A 21,798-nucleotide genomic window follows, 5' to 3' on the forward strand; every position below is an offset into this window, starting at 1 on the left:
GGGTGCCCCGCTGTCCACCCGGTATTTTCCGGCCGGAGGGTGCGGATACCGCAGCCTCCGGCCGGTACGTGGCCTGCCGGGGCCGCCGGTCAGTCGTGGAAGGTCTCGCCCTTCTCGGCCTTCTCCACCAGCAGCGCGGGCGGCAGGAACCGGTCACCGTACTTCTCGGCGAGTTCCCGGGCGCGTGCCACGAAGCCGGGCAGGCCGCCCTCGTACCCGTTGATGTACTGGAGCACGCCTCCGGTCCACGGCGGGAAGCCGATGCCCATGATGGATCCGATGTTGGCGTCGGCGACCGAGATGAGGACGTTCTCCTCCAGGCAGCGCACGCTGTCCAGTGCCTCGGAGAAGAGCATCCGCTCCTTCATGTCCTCGAACGGGACGTCGGCGTCCGGCTTGGCGAAGTGCTCGCGCAGCCCCGGCCACAGCCCGGCCCGCTTCCCGTCCTCGCCGTACTCGTAGAAGCCCGCGCCGCCGCTGCGTCCGGTACGTCCGAACTCGTCGACCATCCGGTCGATGACCGCGTCCGCAGGGTGCCCGGCCCAGGTGCCGCCCGCCTCCTCGACCGCGCGCTTGGTCTCGTTGCGGATCTTGCGCGGCAGGGTCAGCGTCAGCTCGTCCATCAGCGAGAGGACCTTGGCCGGGTAGCCGGACTGTGCCGCGGCCTGCTCGACCGACGCGGGCTCGACGCCCTCGCCCACCATGGCGACGCCCTCGTTGATGAACTGGCCGATGACACGCGAGGTGAAGAAGCCGCGCGAGTCGTTGACGACGATCGGCGTCTTCTGGATGCGGCGGACCAGGTCGAAGGCGCGCGCCAGGGCCTCGTCACCGGTCTGCTCGCCCTTGATGATCTCCACCAGCGGCATCTTGTCGACGGGCGAGAAGAAGTGCAGGCCGATGAAGTCGGCGGGGCGCGTGACCCCCTTGGCGAGGACCGTGATCGGCAGGGTCGAGGTGTTGGAGCAGAGCAGTGCGTCGGGCTCGATGATGTCCTGGATCTCCTGGAACACCTTGTGCTTGAGCGCGGTGTCCTCGAAGACCGCCTCGATGACGGCGTCGCAGCCCGCCAGATCGGCCGGGTCGCCGGTCGGGGTGATGAGGGCCAGCAGCTCGTCGCGCTTCGCCTCGGTCGTACGGCCCCGGGAGAGCGCCTTGTCGAGCAGCCTCTCGCTGTATGCCTTGCCCTTGGCGGCCGCCTCGGTCGAGACGTCCTTGAGGACGACCTCGATGCCGGCGCGGGCGCAGGAGTACGCGATGCCGGCGCCCATCATCCCGGCGCCGAGGACGGCGACCTTCCTGACCTGGCGCTCCTCGATGCCCTTGGGGCGGTTGGCGCCGGAGTTGACGGCCTGGAGGTCGAAGAAGAACGCCTGGATCATGTTCTTCGAGATCTGGCCGGTGACGAGCTCGGTGAAGTACCGGGCCTCGATGGTCAGCGCGGTCTCGAAGTCGACCTGGGACCCTTCGACGGCGGCGGCCAGAATGTTGCGCGGCGCAGGCATGGGGGCACCCGCGAGCTGCTTCTTCAGGTTGGCCGGGAAGGCGGGCAGGTTGGCGGCGAACTTCGGGTGGGACGGGGTGCCGCCGGGGATCTTGTAACCCTTGACGTCCCAGGGCTGCTGGGACTCGGGGTGGGCGTCGATGAAGGCGCGGGCCTTGTCGAGCATCTCTTCGGGCGTGGCCGCGACCTCGTGGACGAGGCCGTTCTCCAGGGCGCGCTTCGGGGTGTACTGGGTGCCCTGGAGGAGGACCTTCAGCAGCGCGTCGGCGACGCCCATGAGGCGCACGGTGCGGGTGACACCGCCGCCTGCGGGCAGCAGGCCGAGGGTGACCTCGGGCAGGCCGATGCGGGAGCCGGGTGTGTCGAGCGCGATGCGGTGGTGGGAGGCGAGGGCGATCTCGTAACCGCCGCCGAGGGCCGCTCCGTTGATGGCGGCGACGACGGGGATGCCGAGGGTCTCGATGCGGCGCAGCGAGTGCTTGATGGCGGTGCCGACGTCGAAGGCGTCCTGGGCGTTCTCCGGACCGACCTTGATCATGTCCTTGAGGTCACCGCCCGCGAAGAAGGTCTTCTTGGCGGAGGTGAAGATGATGCCGCGGATGGCGTCCTTCTCGGCTTCCGCGCGGTCGGCGATGGCCGCGATGGAGTCCTTGAAGGCCTGGTTCATCGTGTTGGCGGACTGGTTGGGGTCGTCGAGTACGAGGGTGACGACGCCGGTCTCGTCCTGTTCCCAGCGGATGGTCGTGCTTTCGGTCATTGCTGTGTTCTCCGTAGGCAAGGGTTGGCCGGGGACGGTCAGAGACGCTCGATGACGGTGGCGATGCCCATGCCGCCGCCCACGCAGAGGGTGGCGAGGCCGTACCGCTTGTCCTGGCGCTCCAGTTCGTCGATGAGCGTGCCGAGGATCATCGCGCCGGTGGCGCCGAGCGGGTGTCCGAGCGCGATGGCGCCGCCGTTGACGTTGATCTTGTCGAGGGAGAGCCCCATGTCCCGGGCGAAGCGGAGGACGACACCGGCGAACGCCTCGTTGATCTCGACAAGGTCGATGTCGTCGATGGTGAGTCCGGCCTTGGCGAGGGCCTTGCGGGTGGCGGGGGCGGGGCCGGTCAGCATGATGGTCGGCTCGGAGCCGGAGACCGCGGCGGAGACGATCCGCGCGCGCGGCGTGAGGCCGTACCGCTCGCCGGTCTCCTTGTTGCCGATGGCGACGAGTGCGGCGCCGTCCACGATGCCGGAGGAGTTGCCCGCGTGGTGGACGTGGTCGATCTTCTCGACCCAGTGGTACTTCTGCAGTGCCACGGCGTCGAAGCCGCCCAGCTCGCCGATGGTGGCGAACGAGGGCTTGAGGGCGGCCAGCGAGTCGGCGGTGGTGCCGGGGCGCATGTGCTCGTCGTGGTCCAGGACGACGAGGCCGTTGCGGTCCTTGACCGGGACGACGGAGCGCGCGAAGCGGCCGTCCTTCCACGCCTCGGCGGCCCGCTCCTGGGAGAGCGCGGCGAACTCGTCGACGTCGCGGCGCGAGAAGCCCTCGATGGTGGCGATGAGGTCGGCGCCGACGCCCTGCGGGGCGAAGCCGGTCTCGTAGTTGGTCATCGGGTCCATCGCCCAGGCGCCGCCGTCGGAGCCCATCGGCACCCGGGACATCGACTCGACACCGCCTGCGAGGATCAGGTCCTCCCAGCCCGAACGGACCTTCGCTGCGGCCAGGTTGACGGCTTCCAGGCCGGAGGCACAGAACCGGTTCTCCTGGACGCCGGCCACCGAGTCCGGGAGTCCGGCGGCGATGGCGGCGATCCGGGCGATGTCGGAGCCCTGGTCGCCGAGCGGGCTGACCACGCCGAGGACGATGTCGTCGATGGCGGCCGGGTCGAGGCCGGGGAAGCGGTTGCGGATTTCGTGGATGAGGCCGACGACGAGGTCGATCGGCTTGGTGCCGTGCAGGGCGCCATTGGCCTTGCCGCGGCCGCGCGGGGTGCGGATCGCGTCGTAGACAAATGCTTCGGTACTCAAGACAGCAGCCTTTCGGGGGTGGTCGATCGTCGGGGTCAGGCGAGCAGCGAGCGGCCGATGATCTCCTTCATGATCTCGGTCGTTCCGCCGTAGATGGTCTGGATGCGGCCGTCGGTGAACGCCTTGGCGACCCGGTATTCCGTCATGTAGCCGTAGCCGCCGTGGAGCTGGAGGCAGCGGTCGGCGACGCGCTTCTGCAGTTCGGTGGCCCACCACTTGGCCATCGAGGCGTGTACGGCGTCGAGTTCGCCGTTCGAGTGGTCGACGATGCACCGGTCGATGAAGGTCCGGGTGACGGCGCACTCGGTGGCCATCTCGGCGATCTCGAACCGGATGTGCTGGAGCTTGGAGAGCGGCCGCCCGAAGGCTTCGCGCTCCTTGACGTACTGGGTGGTGATCTCCAGGAGGTACTCGGCGGCGGCGATACCGGCGACCGCTATGCCCATCCGCTCCTGTGCCAGGTTGGTCATCAGGTGGATGAACGCGCCGTCGCGCTCACCGAGCAGGTTCTCCTTGGGGACGCGGACGTCGTTGAAGAACAGCTCGGCCGTGTCCTGGGACTTCTGGCCGATCTTGTCGAGGTTGCGGCCCCGCTCGAAGCCCTCCGTGCCGCGTTCGACGACGATCAGCGAGAGTCCCTTCGCGCCGCCCTCCGGGGTGGTCTTCGCCACGACGACCACCAGGTCGGCGAGGATGCCGTTGGAGATGAACGTCTTGGAGCCGTTGAGCAGCCAGTGGTCGCCCCTGTCCTCGGCGGTGGTGCGGATGCCCTGGAGGTCGGAGCCCGCGCCGGGTTCGGTCATCGCGATGGCGGTGATGATCTCGCCGCTGCAGAAGCCCGGCAGCCAGCGCCGCTTCTGTTCCTCGGTGGCGAGCCCGGTGAGATAGGGGCCGATGATGTCGTTGTGCAGGCCGAGCGCGAGTCCGGGGGCGCCGGCCCGGGTGAACTCCTCCGCGAGGACGGCGCTGTACCGGAAGTCGGTGGTGCCGCCGCCCCCGTACTCCTCGGGTACGGCGAAGCCGAGCAGCCCTTGCCGGCCGGCCGCGAGCCAGGCCTCGCGCGAGACGATGCCGTCCTTCTCCCACTGCTCGTAGTGCGGGAGGACTTCCTTGGTCAGGAAGGTCCGGACGGTCTCACGGAACGCGTCGTGCTCCTCGGTGAAGATCTGCCGCTGCACTGCGGGCCCCCTAGAGCCAGTTCTTGACGGTGGAGATCAGCCGGGCCGGATCGGGACCGACCGGGATGACGTTGAGCATGGTGACGCCGGACTCGCGGAACGCCTCGACGCGGTCGCGTACGTACCCCTCGGGCCCGCACAGCGACATGAGCTCGCAGAACTCGTCCGGGACGGCGGCCTCGGCCTCCTTCTTCTTCCCGGACAGGTAGAGCTCCTGGATGAGCGCGGCTTCCTTCTCGTATCCGTACGCGACGGCGAGGTCGTTGTAGAAGTTCTTGCCCTTGGCGCCCATTCCGCCGACGTACAGTGCGATCTGCGGGCGGGCGAGGTCCCTGAGCGCGGCCGCGTCGTCGCCGATGGCCAGGAGTCCGCCGGCGACGGTCTGCAGCGCGCCGCGCGCCGGGTCGCGCTCGGCAGCGCCCTCCGCGAGGGCCGTGCCCCACACCTGCTGGGCCTTCTCGGGGAGGTAGAGGGTGGGCAGCCAGCCGTCGGCGATCTCGGCGGTCAGCCGGACATTGGCGGGGCCGAGCGAGGCGATGTAGAGCGGGATCTCCTCGCGCACCGGACGGGTGAGGATCTTCAGGGGCTTGCCGAGCCGGCCGCCCTTCTCCTTGGGCAGCGGCATGTCGGTGATGCCGTGGTGGTCGATGACCTCGCGGCGCCAGATCCGGCGGCACAGTTCGACGGTCTCGCGGGTCCGGCCGAGCGGCTTGTCGTACGCCTTGCCGTGCCAGCCCTCGACGACCTGCGGCCCGGACGCGCCGAGCCCGAGCAGCGCCCGGCCGCCGGAGATCGCGTCGAGTCCGGCGCCGGTCTGGGCGATCAGCGCGGGGGTGCGGGAGTAGACGTTGAGGATCGCCGCGCCGATCTTCATGCGTTCGGTGCGGGCGGCCAGATAGCCCATGAGGGTGGGCGAGTCGAAGCCGTAGGCCTCCGCGACCCAGACGGCGTCGAGTCCGGCGGACTCCAGGGCTGCGACCTGGTCGCAGGCCTCGCGCGGGTCGCCCGCGTAGTTCAGCGGCAGGGAGAGTTCCATCAGTCGGTGGTGTCCTTCCGGGGCCGGTGCATGCTCGGTACGTCCCAGTCGCGGGCGACGTCATCGGTGTCCGCGCCGGGCTGCGCGGGTCCGCTGCGTACGGAGACGGGTGTGGCGGAGAAGCGGGGTGCGGGGGCGGGCTGGGTGAGGCCGCCGTGTTCGACGAAGGTGGAGCGGGCGTCGAGGTGCGGGTGGTGCGGGGCCTCGCGGAGCGAGAGGACGGGGGCCACACAGGCGTCCGTGGCTTCGAAGACCTCGGTCCACTCCGCACGGGTCCGGGTCCTGAACCGGTCGGCGACGACCGTGCGCAGTTCCTCCCAGCGGGTGACGTCCTTGCGGTCCGGGGCCCGGTCCTCGATGCCGAGAAGCTTGACGAACTCGTCGTAGAACTGCTGCTCCAGCGGGCCGACCGCCATGTACTGACCGTCGGCGGTCTCGTACGAACCGTAGAACGGACAGCCGCCGTCCAGGAGGTTGGAGCCTCGCCGGTCCTGCCAGCCGCCGGCCGCCAGCATCCCGTGGATCATCGTGGCGAGATGGGCGGCGCCGTCGACGATCGCCGCGTCCACGACCTGGCCCGTGCCGCCGGGGGTGCGTGCGTGCTGGAGGGCGGCAAGGACGCCGACGACGAGATAGAGCGAGCCGCCCGCGTAGTCGCCGACCAGATTGGCGGGGACGGTGGGCGGCTCGCCGGGCTTGCCGATCATGGAGAGCGTGCCGGTGAGGGCGATGTACGCGATGTCGTGTCCCGCCCGCTCGGCGAGTGGCCCGTCCTGGCCCCAGCCGGTCATCCGCCCGTAGACGAGGCCGGGATTGCGGGCGAGACAGGCGTCGGGGCCGACGCCGAGACGTTCGGCGACGCCCGGCCGGTAGCCCTCGATCAGGATGTCGGCACGTTCGACCAGGTCCAGGACGCGGTCCGGGCCGTCCTCGGCCTTGAGGTCGACGAGCACGGAGCGTTTGTTGCGGTTGGTGAGGTCGTACGCGGGATCGATGCCGAGTCCCGATCCGGCGGGCCGGTCGACCCTGACGACATCGGCGCCGAGGTCGGCCAGGAGCATCGCGGCGAACGGGCCGGGGCCGATGCCCGCCAGTTCCACCACGCGTACGCCCGCCAGTGGGCCGTGCTCTGTCGTTGCCATCAAGCCCCCAGCGGTGTGACACAACTGATGTAACAGCGATGATGCTAAGAACGTGCTGCGCTCCGCACAACCCCTTGAGCCGAGCAAGCGCTTAGTTCTTTCCCCTGGATCCTCCCTCACGATCGCCGCCCGGCTGTACACCGCCACGACCCCCTCCGCTAACCTCTGCCTGCTACATCGGCGCCGGCCCCTGCGGAGGCACTCGTGAACAGGCAGAACGGGGCACAACGCCCCTATGACATAGTCCTTTTCGGCGCCACCGGCTTCGTGGGTGCCCTCACTGCCGAATATCTCGCCGCCCACGCACCCGACAGCTGCCGCTGGGCGCTGGCCGGCCGCAGCCCGGCCAAGCTGGCCGAGCTGCGCGACCGCCTGACCGCGATCGATCCTCGCTGTGCGGACCTTCCGCTGCTGCACGCCGACGCCGACGACCCCGACGCGCTGCGCGAACTCGCCGAATCGGCGCATGTGGTGGCCTCGACCGTGGGTCCGTACGTCTGGTACGGCGAGAAGCTGGTCGCCGCCTGCGCGGAGGCCGGGACGGATTACACGGACCTGACCGGCGAAGCGGAGTTCGTCGACCGGATGTACCTGGAGCATGACGCGCGGGCCCGCGAGACCGGGGCCCGGCTCGTGCACGCCTGCGGCTTCGACTCCGTACCGCACGACCTCGGGGTGTACTTCACCGTCCAGCAGCTGCCGCAGGACGTGCCGCTGACGATCGACGGTTTCGTCCGCAGCAATGCCGTCTTCTCCGGCGGTACGTTCGCATCCGCGCTCACCGCGATGGGCCGCGGCCCGCAGATGCTGCGCACCGCCCAGGAGCGCCGGCTGCACGAACCACGCCTGGTCGGCCGCCGCGCCCGCGCATCGCTCGGCACCCCGCACTTCAGTGCGGAGACCGGCACCTGGGCGCTGCCCCTGCCGACACTGGACCCACAGGTCGTCGAACGCTCGGCGCGGCGGCTGGCGCGGTACGGCCCCGACTTCCGCTACCGCCACTTCGCCTCGGTGAAGCGCCTGCCGGTGGCGCTCGGCGGCACGGCCGCGATCGGCGCGCTCCTCGGCATGGCTCAGCTGCCGGCCGCACGGAACTGGCTGATGGACCGGTACGAGCCGGGGGCGGGCCCGGACGCGGAGCGCCGCAGGCGGAGCTGGTTCACGGTGCGCTTCGTCGGGGAGGGCGGCGGCCGCCGGGTCTTCACGGAGGTGTCCGGCGGCGACCCCGGCTACGACGAGACGGCGAAAATGCTCGCACAGGCGGCACTCTGCCTCGCCCTGGACGAGCTTCCGCCGACATCGGGGCAGGTCACCACGGCCGTCGCGATGGGTGACGCGCTGCTGGAGCGGCTGCGCGGGGCCGGGCTGCGCTTCCGGGTCGCGGCGGTCCGCTGAGCGGATCGGCCACTCGCCCCGTCGCGGGAGGACACGGCAGGCCGGCGGAGCTGCCGGTCAGAGCATCCAGGACGCGAGCGTGCAGATCATCGAGACGGTCCACACGAGGCCCGCGAGGACCCCGAGGGTCATTCCCACGGCGAGGCGCCGTTGGGCGACATGGACGGTTCCGGTACGTGCGGACGTTCGATGATCGTTCATGCGTACAAGGGTGCCGGTCATGATCGGCAGGCGATATCCGTACACATACTCAGGTGGGGGCGGCCGCCCGTACTCAGGCGGTCGCTTCCCTGAGCACCTGCCTGCACAGCGCGTCGGCCCTGCGGGTGGTCTCCGGCTGGCGGAAGTCCCTGGCCAGCAGGAGGGTGTGCGCGCAGGCGTTGTCCAGGCCGGTCCGGTGTCCGACCGAGACGTACACCGGTTTGGTGCCGTCCTGGGTGCGCAGCGCCCGGCCCACCTCCTCGTCCCCGTCGAGGAGCGGCGAGGAGTCACCGCGCCGGGGGCCCGGCTGTTCGTACGTGAAGGTGAACGGGTTCTTGGCGACGCCGATGACGGGGAGTCCGGTGAGAACGCCCAGGTGGCTGGCGAGCCCGAAGCGGCGCGGGTGCGCCCTGCCGTAGCCGTCGCAGACGACGAGACCGGGGTCGACCGGCAGGGCCTCCAGCGCGGCCAGCACGGTCGGGATCTCCCGGAAGGCGAGCAGTCCCGGGACGTACGGAAAGGTGACCCGTCCGACGGCGGTGGTCTCCGCGACGACGTCCAGAGTCGCCGCGTCGAGCACGACCGCCGCCGCGACCACGACATCGCGCTCGTCGTCGTAGGCGACGTCGACACCGGTCGCCCGCCCCGTGCCGGGCGGCGGCCCCGGCTCGTCGAGCACCACGCGCGCGCGGAGGGTGTCCTGGATGGCGCGGGCTTCGGCCGCGTCGGCGGGAGTGCGGAAGGTCGTCATGGTACCGACCAGCTTAGAAGTCCCGTCCGGGCGGGCTCCGATGCGGCCTCGATAGGGTGCCATTCATGTTCGTACTCGAGTTGACCTACACCGCCCCCGTCGAGCGTGTCGACGCGCTGATGGAGGCGCATGTCGCCTGGCTGGACACGCAGTACGCGGCCGGGGTCTTCATCGCGTCCGGCCGTAAGAACCCGCGCGACGGCGGTGTGATCCTCGCCGTGGGGGACGACCGCGCGCAGATCGAGAAGAACGCGGCGGCCGACCCCTTCGCGGCCGAGGGCGTGTGCGCGTATCGGATCACGGAGTTCATCGCGACGAAGACGTCGGACGAACTCGCCCCGTACCGGCAACAGTTGCCCTGACGTCGACCCCTAGGCCGACCGGGCGATCCGCCCCTTCTCGCCCGCCGCCCAGCAGCCGCCGTCCGGTGTGCAGTCCACGGTGTCGTACGAACCCGTGTCGACCGTGCGCCAGGTGCGCCCGCCGTCCGTCGTCAGGTCCGTCCCGGTCGGGCCGACGGCCAGTGCCGTGGAGCGGGTGTGCGGAACCCAGGCGACACCGGAACGGTAGGCGGGCGGCGCGGTGGTGGACTGCTGCCAGCTGCGGCCTCCGTCGCCCGTGACGGCGGCGGCGTTCGGCGAGGCCTGGTCGGCCCGGTAGTCACCGCCGACCGCGATGCCGTGCGTACGGTCACGGAACGCCAGGCCGAAGACGCCTCGGGCCGGGTCTCCGGCCGGGATCGTCGATTCGGTCGCGGTCCAGGTCAGCCCGCGGTCGGCGGAGTGCAGCACCCGGGCGGTGGCCGCGCCGCCCGTCGCCAGCCAGACGTCCTTCGACCCCGAGCTGACCAGGCACTGGCCGCCGGCGGCGAACCCCGCCTCGCCTGCCTGGGCGTCCGGCATCCCCGCCGTGGGCAGCACCTTCCAGCTGCGGCCGCCGTCCGCGGTGGACAGGATGCGGAACTTTCCGTCCACCGGATCGCTCATGGCGAGGCCGTGCCGGCTGTCGAAGAAGGTGAGGCAGTCGTAGAAGGCACGGGCATCGGTGTTGCGGAAGGACTCGGTCCAGGTGGTCCCGCCGTCGTCCGTACGGAACACCCTGGAGGCGTCGCCCTCCCCGATGGCCAGTACCACCGCGCGCCGTGCGTCGAAGGCCTCGATGTCGCGGAACTCCAGGGCCGCCTCCGCCGCGCCGGGCGGCGCCACGTCACGCCAGTGGCGGCCTCCGTCGGTGGTGCGCAGGACCGTGCCCTTCGAGCCCGCGGCCCAGGCGGTGCGGCTGCTGACGGCGGCGAGGCCTCGGAAGCGGGCATCGGTTCCCGTCTCCGTGAGCGTCCAGGCGGGCCGGTGGCCGGGCCCGTGCCGCTCCCCCGGTGCTGCCTGCGCGGCCGGAGTGGCCAGTGCGGCGGTCAGCGCCGCCCCGCACAGTCCCCATGACATCAGTCGTCTCGTCTTCCCCTTGAGCCTCATGGCGCAGGAAGCTAACCCACCGTCAGCACGCCGTCCAGGGTGCGCCCCCTCGAAGCGGACATCCGATCGCGGCGGCGTCGCACGGTGACGCAGCTCACGCCGTCCACAGGGCACGGTTCGGAGACTTCTGTCGTCTCTGTCGGTGCCGGTTACCGTTCATCCGGCCCGAGGGGGAGCAGGTCGTGTCCATCGTTATCGAGCAGTCCGTGCAGGCCCGCATGGTCGCGTCCGCGCCGCGCATGGAGACCCTTCCCGCCACGCTGCAGTACGACCGCAGAGACCCGTTCGCCGTACGCATGGCATTCCCTGCCCCAGCGACGCTGGAAGGCGCCGAGGTGGCCTGGGAGTTCTCCCGCGAACTGCTGGCAGCGGGCATGGACGCGCCGGCCGGTGACGGGGACGTACGGATCAGGCCGTTCGGTTACGACCGTACGGTTCTGGAATTCCATGCCGCCGAGGGCATCGCGATGGTGCATGTCCGCACGGGGGAGCTGCGCCGCTTCCTCCGGCGGGCGCAGGCGCTGGTCCCGCAGGGCGATGAGCACCGGTACCTGGATCTCGACCGCACTCTGGCGGACCTGCTCGGCGGAGCCTGCTGACCAGGACTCCCCCGGCGGCCCCGCCGGCGCGGCCGGGATCGACGTAAATCGTTTGCTGCGCCGCGAAGCCCGGTCGTACCGTTCGTGACGTCCTTGTTGTCGTCGGATCGGAGAAGGACGTTGCTCGTCTGAGGCCGTGAGACACCGCGTTGCGCGCCGTGTCCGGACAGTTCATACCCGTTCATGTCTGTCATGTCTGCGCGCCCGAGTGCGACCTCAGCTCTTCGAGCCGTCCTCCGCAACCGGGGCTCCTCCTTGGCCGTGTGCCATGCCCGTGGAACGCCCTTGACCGGTGTCTCACCCGTTGCCTCCTGACCCTTCCTCGCAACCGGGAGATCCGTATGTCTGCCCCCATGACTCACATCGCCTGTTCGTCGCTCTCCTTCGCCTGGCCGGACGGCAGTGACGTCTTCGACGACTTCCACCTGGCCGTGGGCCCCGGAAGGACCGGCTTGATCGGTCTCAACGGCTGTGGAAAATCAACACTGTTGCGGCTCATCGCCGGTGAGCTCACCCCCGCCGACGGCTGTATCCGGACACTGGGCGAGATCGGCCACCTGCCGCAGAACCTGGTCCTCGACACGGCACTGCGGGTCGATGCCGCCCTCGGCATCGCGGACACCCGGGCCGCACTGCACGCCATCGAGGCGGGTGACGTCCGCGAGGAGTTGTTCGCGGCCGTGGGTGACGACTGGGACGTGGAGGAGCGCGCCCGCGCCACCCTCGATCAGCTCGGCCTCGGTCACATCGGACTCGACCGCACCATCGGCGAGCTGTCGGGCGGCGAGTGCGTGCTGCTGCGCCTCGCCGCACTCCTGCTGGCCCGTCCCGGGGTGCTGCTGCTCGACGAGCCGACGAACAATCTGGATCTGTACGCCCGCCGGCGGCTGTACGAAGCGATCGATGCCTGGACGGGTGTGCTGGTCGTCGTCAGTCACGACCGTGAACTCCTGGAGCGTGTCGACCAGATCGCGGATCTACGGGACGGTCAGGTCACGTGGTACGGCGGGAACCTCACGGCGTACGAGCAAGCACTCGCCGTCGAGCAGGAGGCGGCCGAGCGCATGGTGCGGGTCGCCGAGGCCGACGTACAACGCCAGAAGCGCGAACTGGCTGACGCCCAGTTCAAATTGGCCCGGCGAAAGCGCTACGGGCAGAAGATGTGGGACACCAAGCGCGAGCCGAAGGCGGTCATGGGGAACCGTAAGCGGGCCGCCCAGGTATCGGCCGGCAAGCACCGCGTCCTGCACACCGGGAAGCTGGCCGAGGCGAAGGAACGCCTCGGCGAGGCTGTCGAGGCCGTGCGCGACGACGACGAGATCCGGGTCGAACTGCCTCACACAAAGGTCCATCCGGGCCAGGGGGTGCTCGTACTGCGCGACCTCGAACTCGCTTACGGGGCGCGGGTGCGCGGCGAGTTCGAGGTGCGCGGCCCCGAGCGGATCGCCCTGGTGGGCCGCAACGGCGCGGGCAAGACGACTCTGCTGCGCACGCTGGCCGGTGAGCTGACACCGGCGGCCGGTGAGGCAACGGCGCATCTGCCGCTGCGTTTTCTTCCGCAGCGCCTGGATGTGCTCGACGACGGGCTGAGCGTCGTGGAGAACGTGGCGCGGTTCGCACCGGATGCGACGGAGAACCGGATCAGGGCGAAGCTGGCGCACTTTCTGTTGAAGGGGCCGCGGGCGGACCGGCCTGCGGGAACGCTGTCGGGCGGGGAACGTTTCCGTGCGGCGCTGGCTGCGCTGCTGCTCGCCGAGCCGGCGCCGCAGCTGCTGTTGCTGGACGAACCGACGAACAACCTGGACATGGCGAGCGTGCGCCGGCTGACGACGGCTCTGGAGTCGTACGAGGGGGCGCTGATCGTGGCGAGCCACGATGTGCCGTTCCTGGAGTCACTCGGGATCACGCGCTGGCTGCTGCTCGACGGCGGACTGCGTGACACGACGGCCGAGGCGGTACGCGCGGAAATGTGAGGAGCGCGGGCGGATCGGCGGACGGATGAGGACCGGACGGGGGGCGGTGGCAGCGCTCGCCACCGCGGCGCGATCCCGGCCGCCGCACCCCCGCATCAGTGAGTTCGCGACACTCGGAAACTGCGTGATGTACCTCTCCGCACACCGAGCGTGACCTGCATACATAACGGTACGTAAGCGAACTTCGGGTGAGTGGGCTTGGCGGGGGCCTTACTCCCGCCTTAACCTACGGTCTCGTAACCTACGAGGCCGTAAGTAATTCTCCCGTCCCCAGGAGCCCCCGTGACGATCACCTCTCCCCACCTCGGCAGTTCGCAGGCGTGGACAGACGCCCAGCTGCTGTATGCCCTGGAAGAGGTGGTGGAGAAGGAACTCAACCGCCATCTCAAGGTCGCCAAGGACTGGATGCCCCACGAGTACGTGCCGTTCTCGGACGGCAGGAACTTCCCCGGCATCTTCGAGGACGGCGAGGCCTGGCAGGCCGACCAGTCCAAGGTCACCGACATCGGCAAGATCGCACTGGTCGTCAACCTGCTGACCGAGGACAACCTCCCCAGCTACCACCACGAGATCGCCTCCCTCTTCGGCCGTGACGGCGCCTGGGGCACCTGGGTGCACCGCTGGACCGCCGAGGAGGGCCGGCACGGCATCGTGATGCGCGACTACCTGCTCACCTCGCGCGCGGTCGACCCGGACAAGCTGGAGCAGTTCCGGATGGCGCACATGGCGGAGGGCTTCGAGTCCGACAACCGCCACTCGATGCTGCACTCGGTGGCGTACGTCGCTTTCCAGGAGCTCGCGACTCGCGTCTCGCACCGCAACACCGGTCACCAGTCGGGCGACCCCGTCTGCGACCGCATGCTGTCGCGCATCGCCACCGACGAGAACCTGCACATGGTCTTCTACCGCAACCTGCTCGGTGCGGCCTTCGAGCTCGCCCCGGACCTGACGATGCAGGCCGTGCGCGACGTCGTGGTCAACTTCCGGATGCCCGGCCACGGGATGCCCGGCTTCGAGCGGGCCGCCGCGCAGATGGCGATCGGCGAGATCTACAACATGCGGATCCACCACGACGACGTGATCCAGCCCGTGCTGCGCTACCTGAAGGTCCTGGACATCGACGGGCTCGGTCCGGACGGGCTGAAGGCGCAGGAGGAGCTGGGGCTGTACATGGGCGGCCTGGACAGCGAGGCGGCCAAGTTCGACGAGAAGCTGGCCGCGCGCAAGGCGCGGATGGCAGCCCGCGCGGGCGCCTGACCCACGGACCCCACAGCTCATCGACGGCCCACGAGCCCGCTCACTCGTGGGCCGTTCTGCGTGGGCGGCGTCGCGCACGTCGGGGACCGGGTGCCGGCGCAACAGCCTCAGCTGGGTGCGGCGCGAGGCGGCGGCGTCACCATGCCGCTTCCCGGTAGTCCTTGAGGAAGACGCCGGAGACGGGCGATCCCGCCTCGCCGCACACGACCGGGTGATAGACGCGGGCGGCGCCGTCCACGATGTCGAGCGGAGTACGGAAGCCTCCCGCGGCGATCCGTTCCTTCTTCGGCACCGGATTCTCGTCGGTGATCCAGCCGGTGTCGACGGCGCACATATGGACGCCCTGGGCGGCGAGTTCGGCGCCGCTGGTGCGGGTCAGCATGTTGAGGGCGGCCTTCGCCATGTTGGTGTGCGGGTGCCCGCCGGTCTTGTTCCGTACCGCGAACCGGCCTTCCACCGCCGTCACATTGACGATGTAGCGGCGCGGCCGCGGGGAGGCCAGCAGAAGGGGGAGCAGCCGGTCGCAGAGGAGCGCGGGGGCCAGAGCGTTGACGAGCTGGGTCTCCAGGATTTCGACGGGGTCCAGTTCACCGATCCGCGCTGACCAGGAGTTCACGGGCGCGGTGTCGGGGAGCAGGCCCGCCTCGTCGACGGCGGGCAGCGGACCCGCGTCGTCGGTGCGGGGCAACAGTCCGGTCTCCACGGCGTCGGGCAGCACAAGCGCCAGTGCGCTCGACGCGGAGGGGCGTTCGAGGGCGGTCATCGGTGCATAACCGGGGGCACGGAGCACACCGGCGGGCAGTGTTCCGTACTCCCCCGCCGCCAGCGACGCATACGACCGGGGTGGACGGCGCACGGTCTGGGCGGCGTTGTTGATCAGGATGTCGAGCGGCTCGCCCGTTTCCCGCAACTGCTCGCACAGGCCCAGGACCTGGCGCGGGTCGCGGAGGTCGACGGCGGCGACGGTGAGCCGGTCGAGCCATTTCGGGCTGTCTTCGACGGCCCGGAAGCGGCGCAGGGTGTCGTGCGGGAAGCGGGTGGTGACGACGAGTTCGGCGCCGTCCCTCAGCATCATCAGCGCCAGTTGGAAGCCGATCTTGACCCGGCCTCCGGTGAGGAGGGCGCGGCGTCCCGACAGATCCGTGGAGAGCGCGCGACGGGACCGGTTCTCCGTCGCGCATTCCGGGCAGAGCAGATGATAGAAGGCGTCGACCTGCCGGTACCGGGTCTTGCAGATGTAGCAACGACGGGCCCGCGCCAGCGTTCCCGCCGGACGAACGGGTACCGCGCCGGAGTCCAGCGGGGCATCCTCGCGCCGGTCGGCCGCACCGGTCGCCGTCGCCGAGGTGACGGCTGCGTCGGCCACGATCTGCTGCTCGCCGCGTATTTTGCGGCGCCCCAGCCGGCCGTCGCGGGTGAACGAGGCGGCGACCTGTTCGGCGCGGAGCCGGGCGGGGGCGTCGGCGGGCAGTGCCCGGAGCCGGCCGACGAGCCGGACGAAGGCCGCCAGGTCCTCGTCCGTGAAGCCACTGTCCATCGATCCGCCCCTCGCGGTCCCCGGCCGGAATCGAACCGGCGTCCTTCCGCATGCCGTGCGGACGCGACTGCCTCTGCGCTACGGGGCCCCGAGAGGACGACCTGCCAGAACGGCCGGATTCGAACCGACGTATCCGCCCCGGCGAGGCGGCGCGCCTGCCTCTGCGCTACGTCCGGGCATTGGGGAGATCCTAACCAGCTGTCACCCTTGCGTCCTCACGAATTATTTCGGCCGCCCGTTCGGCGATGGCCACCGTGGGCGCATGGGTGTGTCCACGGGTGATGCGTGGCATCACCGAGGCGTCGACCACCCGCAGCCCCGCCACGCCGCGCACCCGCAGCCGGGGGTCGGTCACCGAGGCCGCGTCCTCGCCCATCCTGCAGGTGCCGACCGGATGGTATAGCGTCTCGGCTCCGGTACGGATCGCCTCGGCGAGACGCGTGTCGTCGACCGGGCCGGGGTACGGGCCCATCGGACCCGAGGTGTGCGCGGCCAGAGGCGCGGCGGCGAACAGGGACTCGGCGCGGCGGACTCCGGCGACCATGCGCTGCAGGTCCGACTCGGCGGTCAGATAGCCGGGGTCGATACGGACGCCCGGGGCGCCGTCGGCGTTCTCGCCGGTGTCCGGGTCCAGGGTGATACGGCCGGCGCTCTCGGGCTGGAGCAGAACCACGCCGATGGTGATGCCGTGTTCGGTCGGGGCGGTCAGACCGTGGTTGATGAACGGAGCCGGGGCAAATATCAGCTCCAGGTCGGGCGCGGCAAGTTCCGGGGTGGAGCGGATGAACGCCACCGCTTCGGCGAGGTTCGAGGTGAGCGGCCCACGACGCGCCAGCAGGAAGCGGCCGACATTGGCGAGACTGTCGGCTCCGGTCATGGTCACCGGCTGCGGACAGTGCACGGTCACGGCGAAGGACAGATGGTCCTGGAGGTGACGGCCCACGTCCGGGGATGCGGCCCGCACCTCGATGCCGGACTCACGCAGCTGGTCCGGGTCGCCGATGCCGGAGCGAAGCAGCAGCTGCGGTGATCCGATCGCTCCGGCACTGAGGATGACCTCGCGGCGTGCGGTGAGCGTGGCCGCGCCGTGGCCGCCTTCGGTGACGACGCCGGTGACGCGGGTGGAGTCGTCGGCGTCGAAGGCCAGGCTGCGGATGCGGGTTCCGGTGAGGACGTCGAGGTTGGCGCGGCGGCCGGCCGGCTTGAGGTAGCCGTCGGCCGCGCTCCAGCGGCGGCCCCGGTGGACACTGACCGGGGTGAGGGCACTGCCACTGTGGTCGGGGGCGTTCAGCTCGGGCAGGAACGGCAGACCTTCCAGCGAGCAGGCGTCGAGGAAGGCGGCCGTCAGTGGGCTGGGGGCGCGTGGCGGCGAGATGAAGAGGGGACCCTCGGTGCCGTACACCGTGCCGTCGCCGGTCGGACCGGTCCACCGCTCCGCTCGGCGGAAATACTGTACGAGCGCATCGTGGGACCAGTCCGCACCGGCTGACCCGGCCCAGGCGTCGTAGTCGTCGCGGTGCCCGCGGACCCACATCATGGCGTTGATCGACGAGCATCCGCCGAGGGTGTGGCCCCGGGGCCAGTACAGTTCCCGGCCGCCGAGGGCCGCTTGCTTCACCGTACTGAAGTCCCAGTCGTACGCGGTCTTGAAGAGCTTCGGGAAGGCGGCCGGAATCCGGATCTCCGGCTTTCGGTCACGCCCGCCCGACTCGACGAGCGCGACCCGGACGGTGGGGTCCTCGGAGAGTCGCGCGGCCAGCACACAGCCGGCCGACCCCGCCCCGACGACGATGTAGTCGTACTCGCTCAACTCGGCTCCTCCTGGACTGTGGACTCAGGAACACGCAGGGCCGAATTGTGGCACGTACAGGGGAAGTTCAGGCCTGCTTGCGCTCAACTCTGCGCAGCCGTTCCCGCTCCTTCTCCGAGAGGCCGCCCCAGACGCCGAACCGCTCGTCGTTGTCGAGGGCGTACTCCAGGCAGGCCTCCCGGCCCTCGCAGGCGTTGCACAACTGCTTGGCCTCACGTGTGGAGCTGCCGGGGGCAGGGAAGAAGAATTCGGGTCCCGCTTGCGCGCACAGCGCTGTCTCCTGCCAGGCGAGTGCCGGGTCGGTCACGGTGTTGATCAGCATGGCGGACACAGTGCCCGGTCGTGATAAACGACTGATCAACGACGCATCAATGCGGAGCTCGCACGGCCTCCGGTCAGCTCCCCGGCGTCCCGGCGCTCTTGATCACCGCGAAGTGTGCCCCGTACGGATCGGCGACATTGGCGAGCGTGCCCACGCCTTGCACGTCCATGGGTTCCAGCGTCAGCTTGCCGCCCAGCCGCTCGACGTCCGCGACCGCGGCGTCGCAGTCGTCGACTTCGAAGTACGGCAGCCAGTGCGGTCCCAGAACGGCCTGGGTCGGAACGGTGTTGAGGGGTACGATCCCGCCGAAGTCGGCCTCGTCGCCGCCACCCTCGGTGCGGATCGCAGTGTAGGACCCACCGCCGCCGGGGAACGGCATCCGGGCGGTGTCCCACCCGAAGACAGCGCGGTAGAACGCGGCGGCCGCGGGCACGTCCGGGGTGTACAGCTCGGCCCAGCAGAGCGTGCGCGCAACGCCCACCGCGCCCAGGCCCGGGACCTTTCTCGGCTGCCAGGTCCCGAAGTACGCCCCGCCTCGGTCGGTGAAGCCGCCCATCCGGCCGAAATCGAGGATGTCCATCGGCGGGAAGGGCACCGTGCCGCGGGCCTGCTCGACCGACTTCGCCGTGGCATCGACGTCAGGCGTCCGGAAGTAGACCGACCAGGACGACTTCGCCTGCTCCGGCGGGACGGTCATCGCGCCCGCGACCGACTTCCCGTCCAGCATGAACATCCCGTATCCACCGGTCTCGGGACCGCCGGGCACGAATTCCCAGCCGAAGAGGCCTCGGTAGAAGGTGGTGGCCCCATCGAGGTCGGGCGTGCCGAGATCGAGCCAATTGGGGGATCCGGTGACAAAATCGGTGGTCAGCATCGCGCGGCTCCTTCAGCGAGTCCCGTACCTGTACTGCAGCGGTATCTCCTGACCTTCCGAGTCTTGCACCGGGCACCGACAACCGCGGTCCGCGCAACGCCGGAATCCATTGCGCCGGAGCACGGCCCTCATGGATGATCGGCGCATGACGACCAGAAAGGCCCATGCCTCGTAGGCGCCCCCTGCTCCGCCCCTCGGCCCACGCGCCACCGGTCCGTGCTCTCTTCCGCAGCCGACCGGTTCACATTCCGCGTTCTTGCACTCCTGCCGAGGAGCACCATGGAGTCCCTTCGCCTGACCCCGTATGCCCGTCTGCCGCACAGCTATCAGGGTCTGCACATGATGAGCAGCACCGTCGACGCGTACGGGCGCACGCACTGGCTGCTGGCCGAACACACCCCTCAGCGGGGGGCGTCCGATCCGTACGACGCCACGGTGGTCACCGCGGACGACGGCCGTTCGTACGAGACACACCTCAGCGCTGTGCAGCTGAACTGCCCCGCCGTCGACGCACTGCCGGACGGCGGCTTCGTACTGGCGGACAGCCGCAGCACCATCGACCAGCAGCATGTGCAGGTCTTCGACGCGCTGGGCCGGTCGTCCTGGACGTTCCGGATGGGTGACGCCATCGCGCATCTGATCGCCGACGAGGCAGGCGATCTGTGGGTGGGCTATTTCGATGAGGGGGTGTACGGCAAGGATTCCCTCAGCCACCCGGGACTGCGCCGCTGGAGCAGCACCGGCGAACCACTCTGGTCGTTCAGCCCCGGCCCCGGGCTCATCGACATGTCGGACTGCGGGGCGCTGAACGTCGACGGCGGGACTGCCTGGGCCTGCCCGTTCATGCACTACCCGCTGATCGAGGTCCGCGGCGACGGGACCGTACATGTGCGCCCCACATCGGTGAGCGGTGTACGTGGTCTCGCGGTGGACGGCGAGCGGGTCGTCTTCCTGACCGGCAACAGCACGCTGGAACACGGCCGGATCACCGAGACGGCTGTCGAGCCGACGCGGCCGACGACGTCGCTGGTCCGGCCGGACGGCAAGGTGCCGGGCCCGAGCGCGGTGGTCTGCCGAGGCTCCCGTATCCATCTGCGGGAGCGCGGGGGCACGGACTGGTCGGTGGTCGACCTCGGCGCGTAGTTCCGCCGCCGTCCGCCCCCGCTCCGAGATCAGAGGCGAGTCTGCCGGTGCGACAGGCCCATGCGATGGCGCTCGCGGTCCACCTCGGTGATCTTCACGACGAGCTCGTCCCCGACCGTCACGACGTCCTCTGGCCTCTCCACCGTTCCTTCGGCCAACTCGGAGTTGTGGACCAGCCCTTCGAACCCGTCCTCTTCGCCGCCGATGCGGACGAACGCACCGAAGGGAACCAGTTTCGTGACGCGCCCCGAGACGATCTCACCGACGCGCGACACGAACGACGGCAGCGGGTCCTCCAGCAGCGCCTTCCGGGAGAGGGAGATCCGCTCCCGGGCGAGATCCACATCCAGGACCTCTACGGTGACCTCCTGACCGACTTCGACGACATCGGTGTACTGCGCGAATGACTGCCAAGACAGTTCGGCGGCATTGATCATGCCCTCCGTCCCGCCGATGTCGACGAACACGCCGTAGGGGGCGATCGAGGTGACGGTGCCGGTACGGATCTCGCCGCGGGTCACTTTGCGGAGGGCGGACCAGCGGATGTCGCTCGGCGTCGGATCCGTTCTCCACCGGGCCCGGAGCACACCGTCCTGGTCCGGCAGCACGGCGGTGAACAGCGGCTCTTGCTCGCGCTCGTCGACGAGAAGGGACATGGCCCCCACTGCTCGGGCGCCGGCCAGCTTCGTTCTCAGGGCGGCCGCGGGCGCCTCATGGGCGATGAAGCTGCTGATTCGTCCGGCCGCGTCCGCCATGACGAACTCGACGCTGTACTCGTCGGGAAGCGCGCCGAGCACGGCATCGACGTCAGGAGACAGGAAGTCCGGCCACACAGTCAGCCACGCGCGAGGAGCGAGTCCGGCCCGGACGTCTTCGATACCGGCGCGGGTGACGCGGTGCCAGCGGGTGGCATTCCCCACATAGCCTTCTTCAAGGAGCAGCGTCCCGCCCCTGGGTACGGTCAGGTACAGGAGCTGCCAGAAGTCGTCGTCCGCCGGCCGCTGTTCCACGGACTGGTGCTCGAAGTCCGGGACGTAGGGGGACGCTTCTATGCGCTCCGGGAACAGTCCCCCTGCGCGGGTACGAGCCACAGCCCCGTCGCAGGGCTCGCTGCTGGACACGTAGACATACTGGTCGTACCCGACGTGTACGGCAAATATGCCCTCCGCCTCCAGTCGGCACCAGGCTCCGTTGTCGCGGAGCATGGCCCGGACGAGTTCCAGTCCCACCGCGACGGGTACCTCCGCTCCGTCGTGGTAACCGGTGAGGCCGGGCGGGAGGAGCCCGGCCAGGCCGTGTCCGGCGATCGGTGCCTCCAGGCCGAAGTTGATGTACCCGGTGATCTCCGGTTCCCTGATCGTCAGGTGGTGGATTCCGGTGTCCTCGGCAAACGCGGCCACCGACTCCAGATAGGCGGACTCGACCGGCCCATGGTCACTGACCGAGTCCTCGGCACCGGTGTACCTGCCGTATGTGTCGCGGTCGGAGGGGTCGTACTTGGTGATCCGGTAGCAGAATGGGTAGGGGCTCACGGCGGGAGCGTACGACGCACCTCCTGCCGACCGCACCGCAGTTCGCCGTCTCACATCGCACTGCC

General features: G+C 70.0%; 19 protein-coding genes and 2 tRNA genes. 6 read left to right on the top strand and 15 right to left on the bottom strand.

The window, feature by feature from the left end; translation table 11 throughout:
* Window positions 1-89: 89 nt before the first annotated feature.
* Genes OHA03_RS00705 through OHA03_RS00725 form a run of 5 tightly spaced genes read right to left on the bottom strand, consistent with a single transcriptional unit; the run spans window position 90 to window position 6,870 of the window.
* Window positions 90-2,261 (bottom strand): 3-hydroxyacyl-CoA dehydrogenase NAD-binding domain-containing protein, encoded by a 2,172-nt coding sequence (locus OHA03_RS00705; protein WP_266999677.1) that lies wholly within the window; start codon window positions 2,259-2,261, stop codon window positions 90-92.
* 38 nt (window positions 2,262-2,299) lie between these two features.
* Window positions 2,300-3,514, bottom strand: coding sequence for an acetyl-CoA C-acetyltransferase (locus OHA03_RS00710; RefSeq protein WP_266999679.1), 1,215 nt, complete (start codon window positions 3,512-3,514; stop codon window positions 2,300-2,302).
* Window positions 3,515-3,549: 35 nt separating this feature from the next.
* A complete protein-coding gene (locus OHA03_RS00715) occupies window positions 3,550-4,692 on the bottom strand; it encodes an acyl-CoA dehydrogenase family protein (RefSeq protein ID WP_266999681.1) in 1,143 nt (380 codons plus the stop codon).
* Window positions 4,693-4,702: 10 nt separating this feature from the next.
* Complete coding sequence (locus tag OHA03_RS00720; RefSeq protein ID WP_266999683.1) at window positions 4,703-5,728, bottom strand: LLM class F420-dependent oxidoreductase; 1,026 nt, start codon at window positions 5,726-5,728, stop codon at window positions 4,703-4,705.
* Window positions 5,728-6,870: a CaiB/BaiF CoA-transferase family protein gene (locus tag OHA03_RS00725; protein WP_266999685.1), complete on the bottom strand. Its 1,143-nt coding sequence runs from the start codon at window positions 6,868-6,870 to the stop codon at window positions 5,728-5,730. The genes OHA03_RS00720 and OHA03_RS00725 overlap by 1 nt, the downstream gene beginning before the upstream one ends.
* Before the next feature lie 204 nt (window positions 6,871-7,074).
* Between OHA03_RS00725 and OHA03_RS00730 the strand changes: the two genes are divergently transcribed.
* Window positions 7,075-8,265 carry a trans-acting enoyl reductase family protein gene (locus tag OHA03_RS00730; RefSeq protein ID WP_266999687.1) on the top strand — a complete coding sequence of 397 codons (1,191 nt, stop codon included), beginning with the start codon at window positions 7,075-7,077 and terminating at the stop codon, window positions 8,263-8,265.
* Between the two features lie 57 nt (window positions 8,266-8,322).
* Here the strand turns inward: OHA03_RS00730 and mmpA are convergent, their stop codons facing one another.
* The gene (gene mmpA / locus OHA03_RS00735) at window positions 8,323-8,466 is read right to left on the bottom strand and encodes a morphogenic membrane protein MmpA (RefSeq protein WP_266999689.1); all 144 of its coding nucleotides are present in this window, start codon (window positions 8,464-8,466) and stop codon (window positions 8,323-8,325) included.
* A 73-nt stretch (window positions 8,467-8,539) separates the two neighbouring features.
* Window positions 8,540-9,217 (bottom strand): endonuclease V, encoded by a 678-nt coding sequence (locus tag OHA03_RS00740; protein ID WP_266999691.1) that lies wholly within the window; start codon window positions 9,215-9,217, stop codon window positions 8,540-8,542.
* Between the two features lie 65 nt (window positions 9,218-9,282).
* On the opposite strand from OHA03_RS00740, the gene OHA03_RS00745 reads away from it, so the two are divergent.
* The gene (locus tag OHA03_RS00745; RefSeq protein WP_266999693.1) at window positions 9,283-9,579 is read left to right on the top strand and encodes a YciI family protein; all 297 of its coding nucleotides are present in this window, start codon (window positions 9,283-9,285) and stop codon (window positions 9,577-9,579) included.
* 9 nt (window positions 9,580-9,588) lie between these two features.
* Here the strand turns inward: OHA03_RS00745 and OHA03_RS00750 are convergent, their stop codons facing one another.
* Window positions 9,589-10,686, bottom strand: a complete 1,098-nt coding sequence (locus OHA03_RS00750) for an oxidoreductase (RefSeq protein WP_266999695.1) — start codon at window positions 10,684-10,686, stop codon at window positions 9,589-9,591.
* Between the two features lie 182 nt (window positions 10,687-10,868).
* Between OHA03_RS00750 and OHA03_RS00755 the strand changes: the two genes are divergently transcribed.
* The 3 genes from OHA03_RS00755 to OHA03_RS00765 all read left to right on the top strand — a co-directional run bounded on the left by OHA03_RS00755 (window position 10,869) and on the right by OHA03_RS00765 (window position 14,515).
* Window positions 10,869-11,285, top strand: coding sequence for an SsgA family sporulation/cell division regulator (locus OHA03_RS00755; RefSeq protein ID WP_266999697.1), 417 nt, complete (start codon window positions 10,869-10,871; stop codon window positions 11,283-11,285).
* A 341-nt stretch (window positions 11,286-11,626) separates the two neighbouring features.
* The gene (locus tag OHA03_RS00760) at window positions 11,627-13,258 is read left to right on the top strand and encodes an ABC-F family ATP-binding cassette domain-containing protein (RefSeq protein ID WP_266999699.1); all 1,632 of its coding nucleotides are present in this window, start codon (window positions 11,627-11,629) and stop codon (window positions 13,256-13,258) included.
* 282 nt (window positions 13,259-13,540) lie between these two features.
* A complete protein-coding gene (locus OHA03_RS00765) occupies window positions 13,541-14,515 on the top strand; it encodes an acyl-ACP desaturase (RefSeq protein ID WP_266999701.1) in 975 nt (324 codons plus the stop codon).
* 136 nt (window positions 14,516-14,651) lie between these two features.
* Here OHA03_RS00765 and OHA03_RS00770 read toward each other — a convergent pair whose 3' ends face one another.
* The 6 genes from OHA03_RS00770 to OHA03_RS00795 all read right to left on the bottom strand — a co-directional run bounded on the left by OHA03_RS00770 (window position 14,652) and on the right by OHA03_RS00795 (window position 19,058).
* A complete protein-coding gene (locus OHA03_RS00770; RefSeq protein WP_266999703.1) occupies window positions 14,652-16,052 on the bottom strand; it encodes an SDR family NAD(P)-dependent oxidoreductase in 1,401 nt (466 codons plus the stop codon).
* A 14-nt stretch (window positions 16,053-16,066) separates the two neighbouring features.
* A tRNA-Ala gene (locus OHA03_RS00775) sits at window positions 16,067-16,140 on the bottom strand.
* 14 nt (window positions 16,141-16,154) lie between these two features.
* Window positions 16,155-16,230: transfer RNA gene (locus OHA03_RS00780), tRNA-Gly, on the bottom strand.
* Window positions 16,231-16,242: 12 nt separating this feature from the next.
* Window positions 16,243-17,862: a GMC family oxidoreductase gene (locus OHA03_RS00785; protein ID WP_266999705.1), complete on the bottom strand. Its 1,620-nt coding sequence runs from the start codon at window positions 17,860-17,862 to the stop codon at window positions 16,243-16,245.
* 67 nt (window positions 17,863-17,929) lie between these two features.
* On the bottom strand, window positions 17,930-18,184 hold the full coding sequence (locus tag OHA03_RS00790; protein WP_093779462.1) for a WhiB family transcriptional regulator: 255 nt from the start codon (window positions 18,182-18,184) through the stop codon (window positions 17,930-17,932).
* Between the two features lie 73 nt (window positions 18,185-18,257).
* Window positions 18,258-19,058 carry a VOC family protein gene (locus OHA03_RS00795; protein ID WP_266999711.1) on the bottom strand — a complete coding sequence of 267 codons (801 nt, stop codon included), beginning with the start codon at window positions 19,056-19,058 and terminating at the stop codon, window positions 18,258-18,260.
* A 279-nt stretch (window positions 19,059-19,337) separates the two neighbouring features.
* On the opposite strand from OHA03_RS00795, the gene OHA03_RS00800 reads away from it, so the two are divergent.
* A complete protein-coding gene (locus OHA03_RS00800) occupies window positions 19,338-20,201 on the top strand; it encodes a hypothetical protein (protein WP_266999713.1) in 864 nt (287 codons plus the stop codon).
* Between the two features lie 29 nt (window positions 20,202-20,230).
* Here OHA03_RS00800 and OHA03_RS00805 read toward each other — a convergent pair whose 3' ends face one another.
* Window positions 20,231-21,733 (bottom strand): S1 RNA-binding domain-containing protein, encoded by a 1,503-nt coding sequence (locus OHA03_RS00805; RefSeq protein ID WP_266999715.1) that lies wholly within the window; start codon window positions 21,731-21,733, stop codon window positions 20,231-20,233.
* Window positions 21,734-21,798 lie beyond the last annotated feature (65 nt).

This window comes from Streptomyces sp. NBC_00154, assembly GCF_026342835.1.
GTDB lineage: Bacteria > Actinomycetota > Actinomycetes > Streptomycetales > Streptomycetaceae > Streptomyces.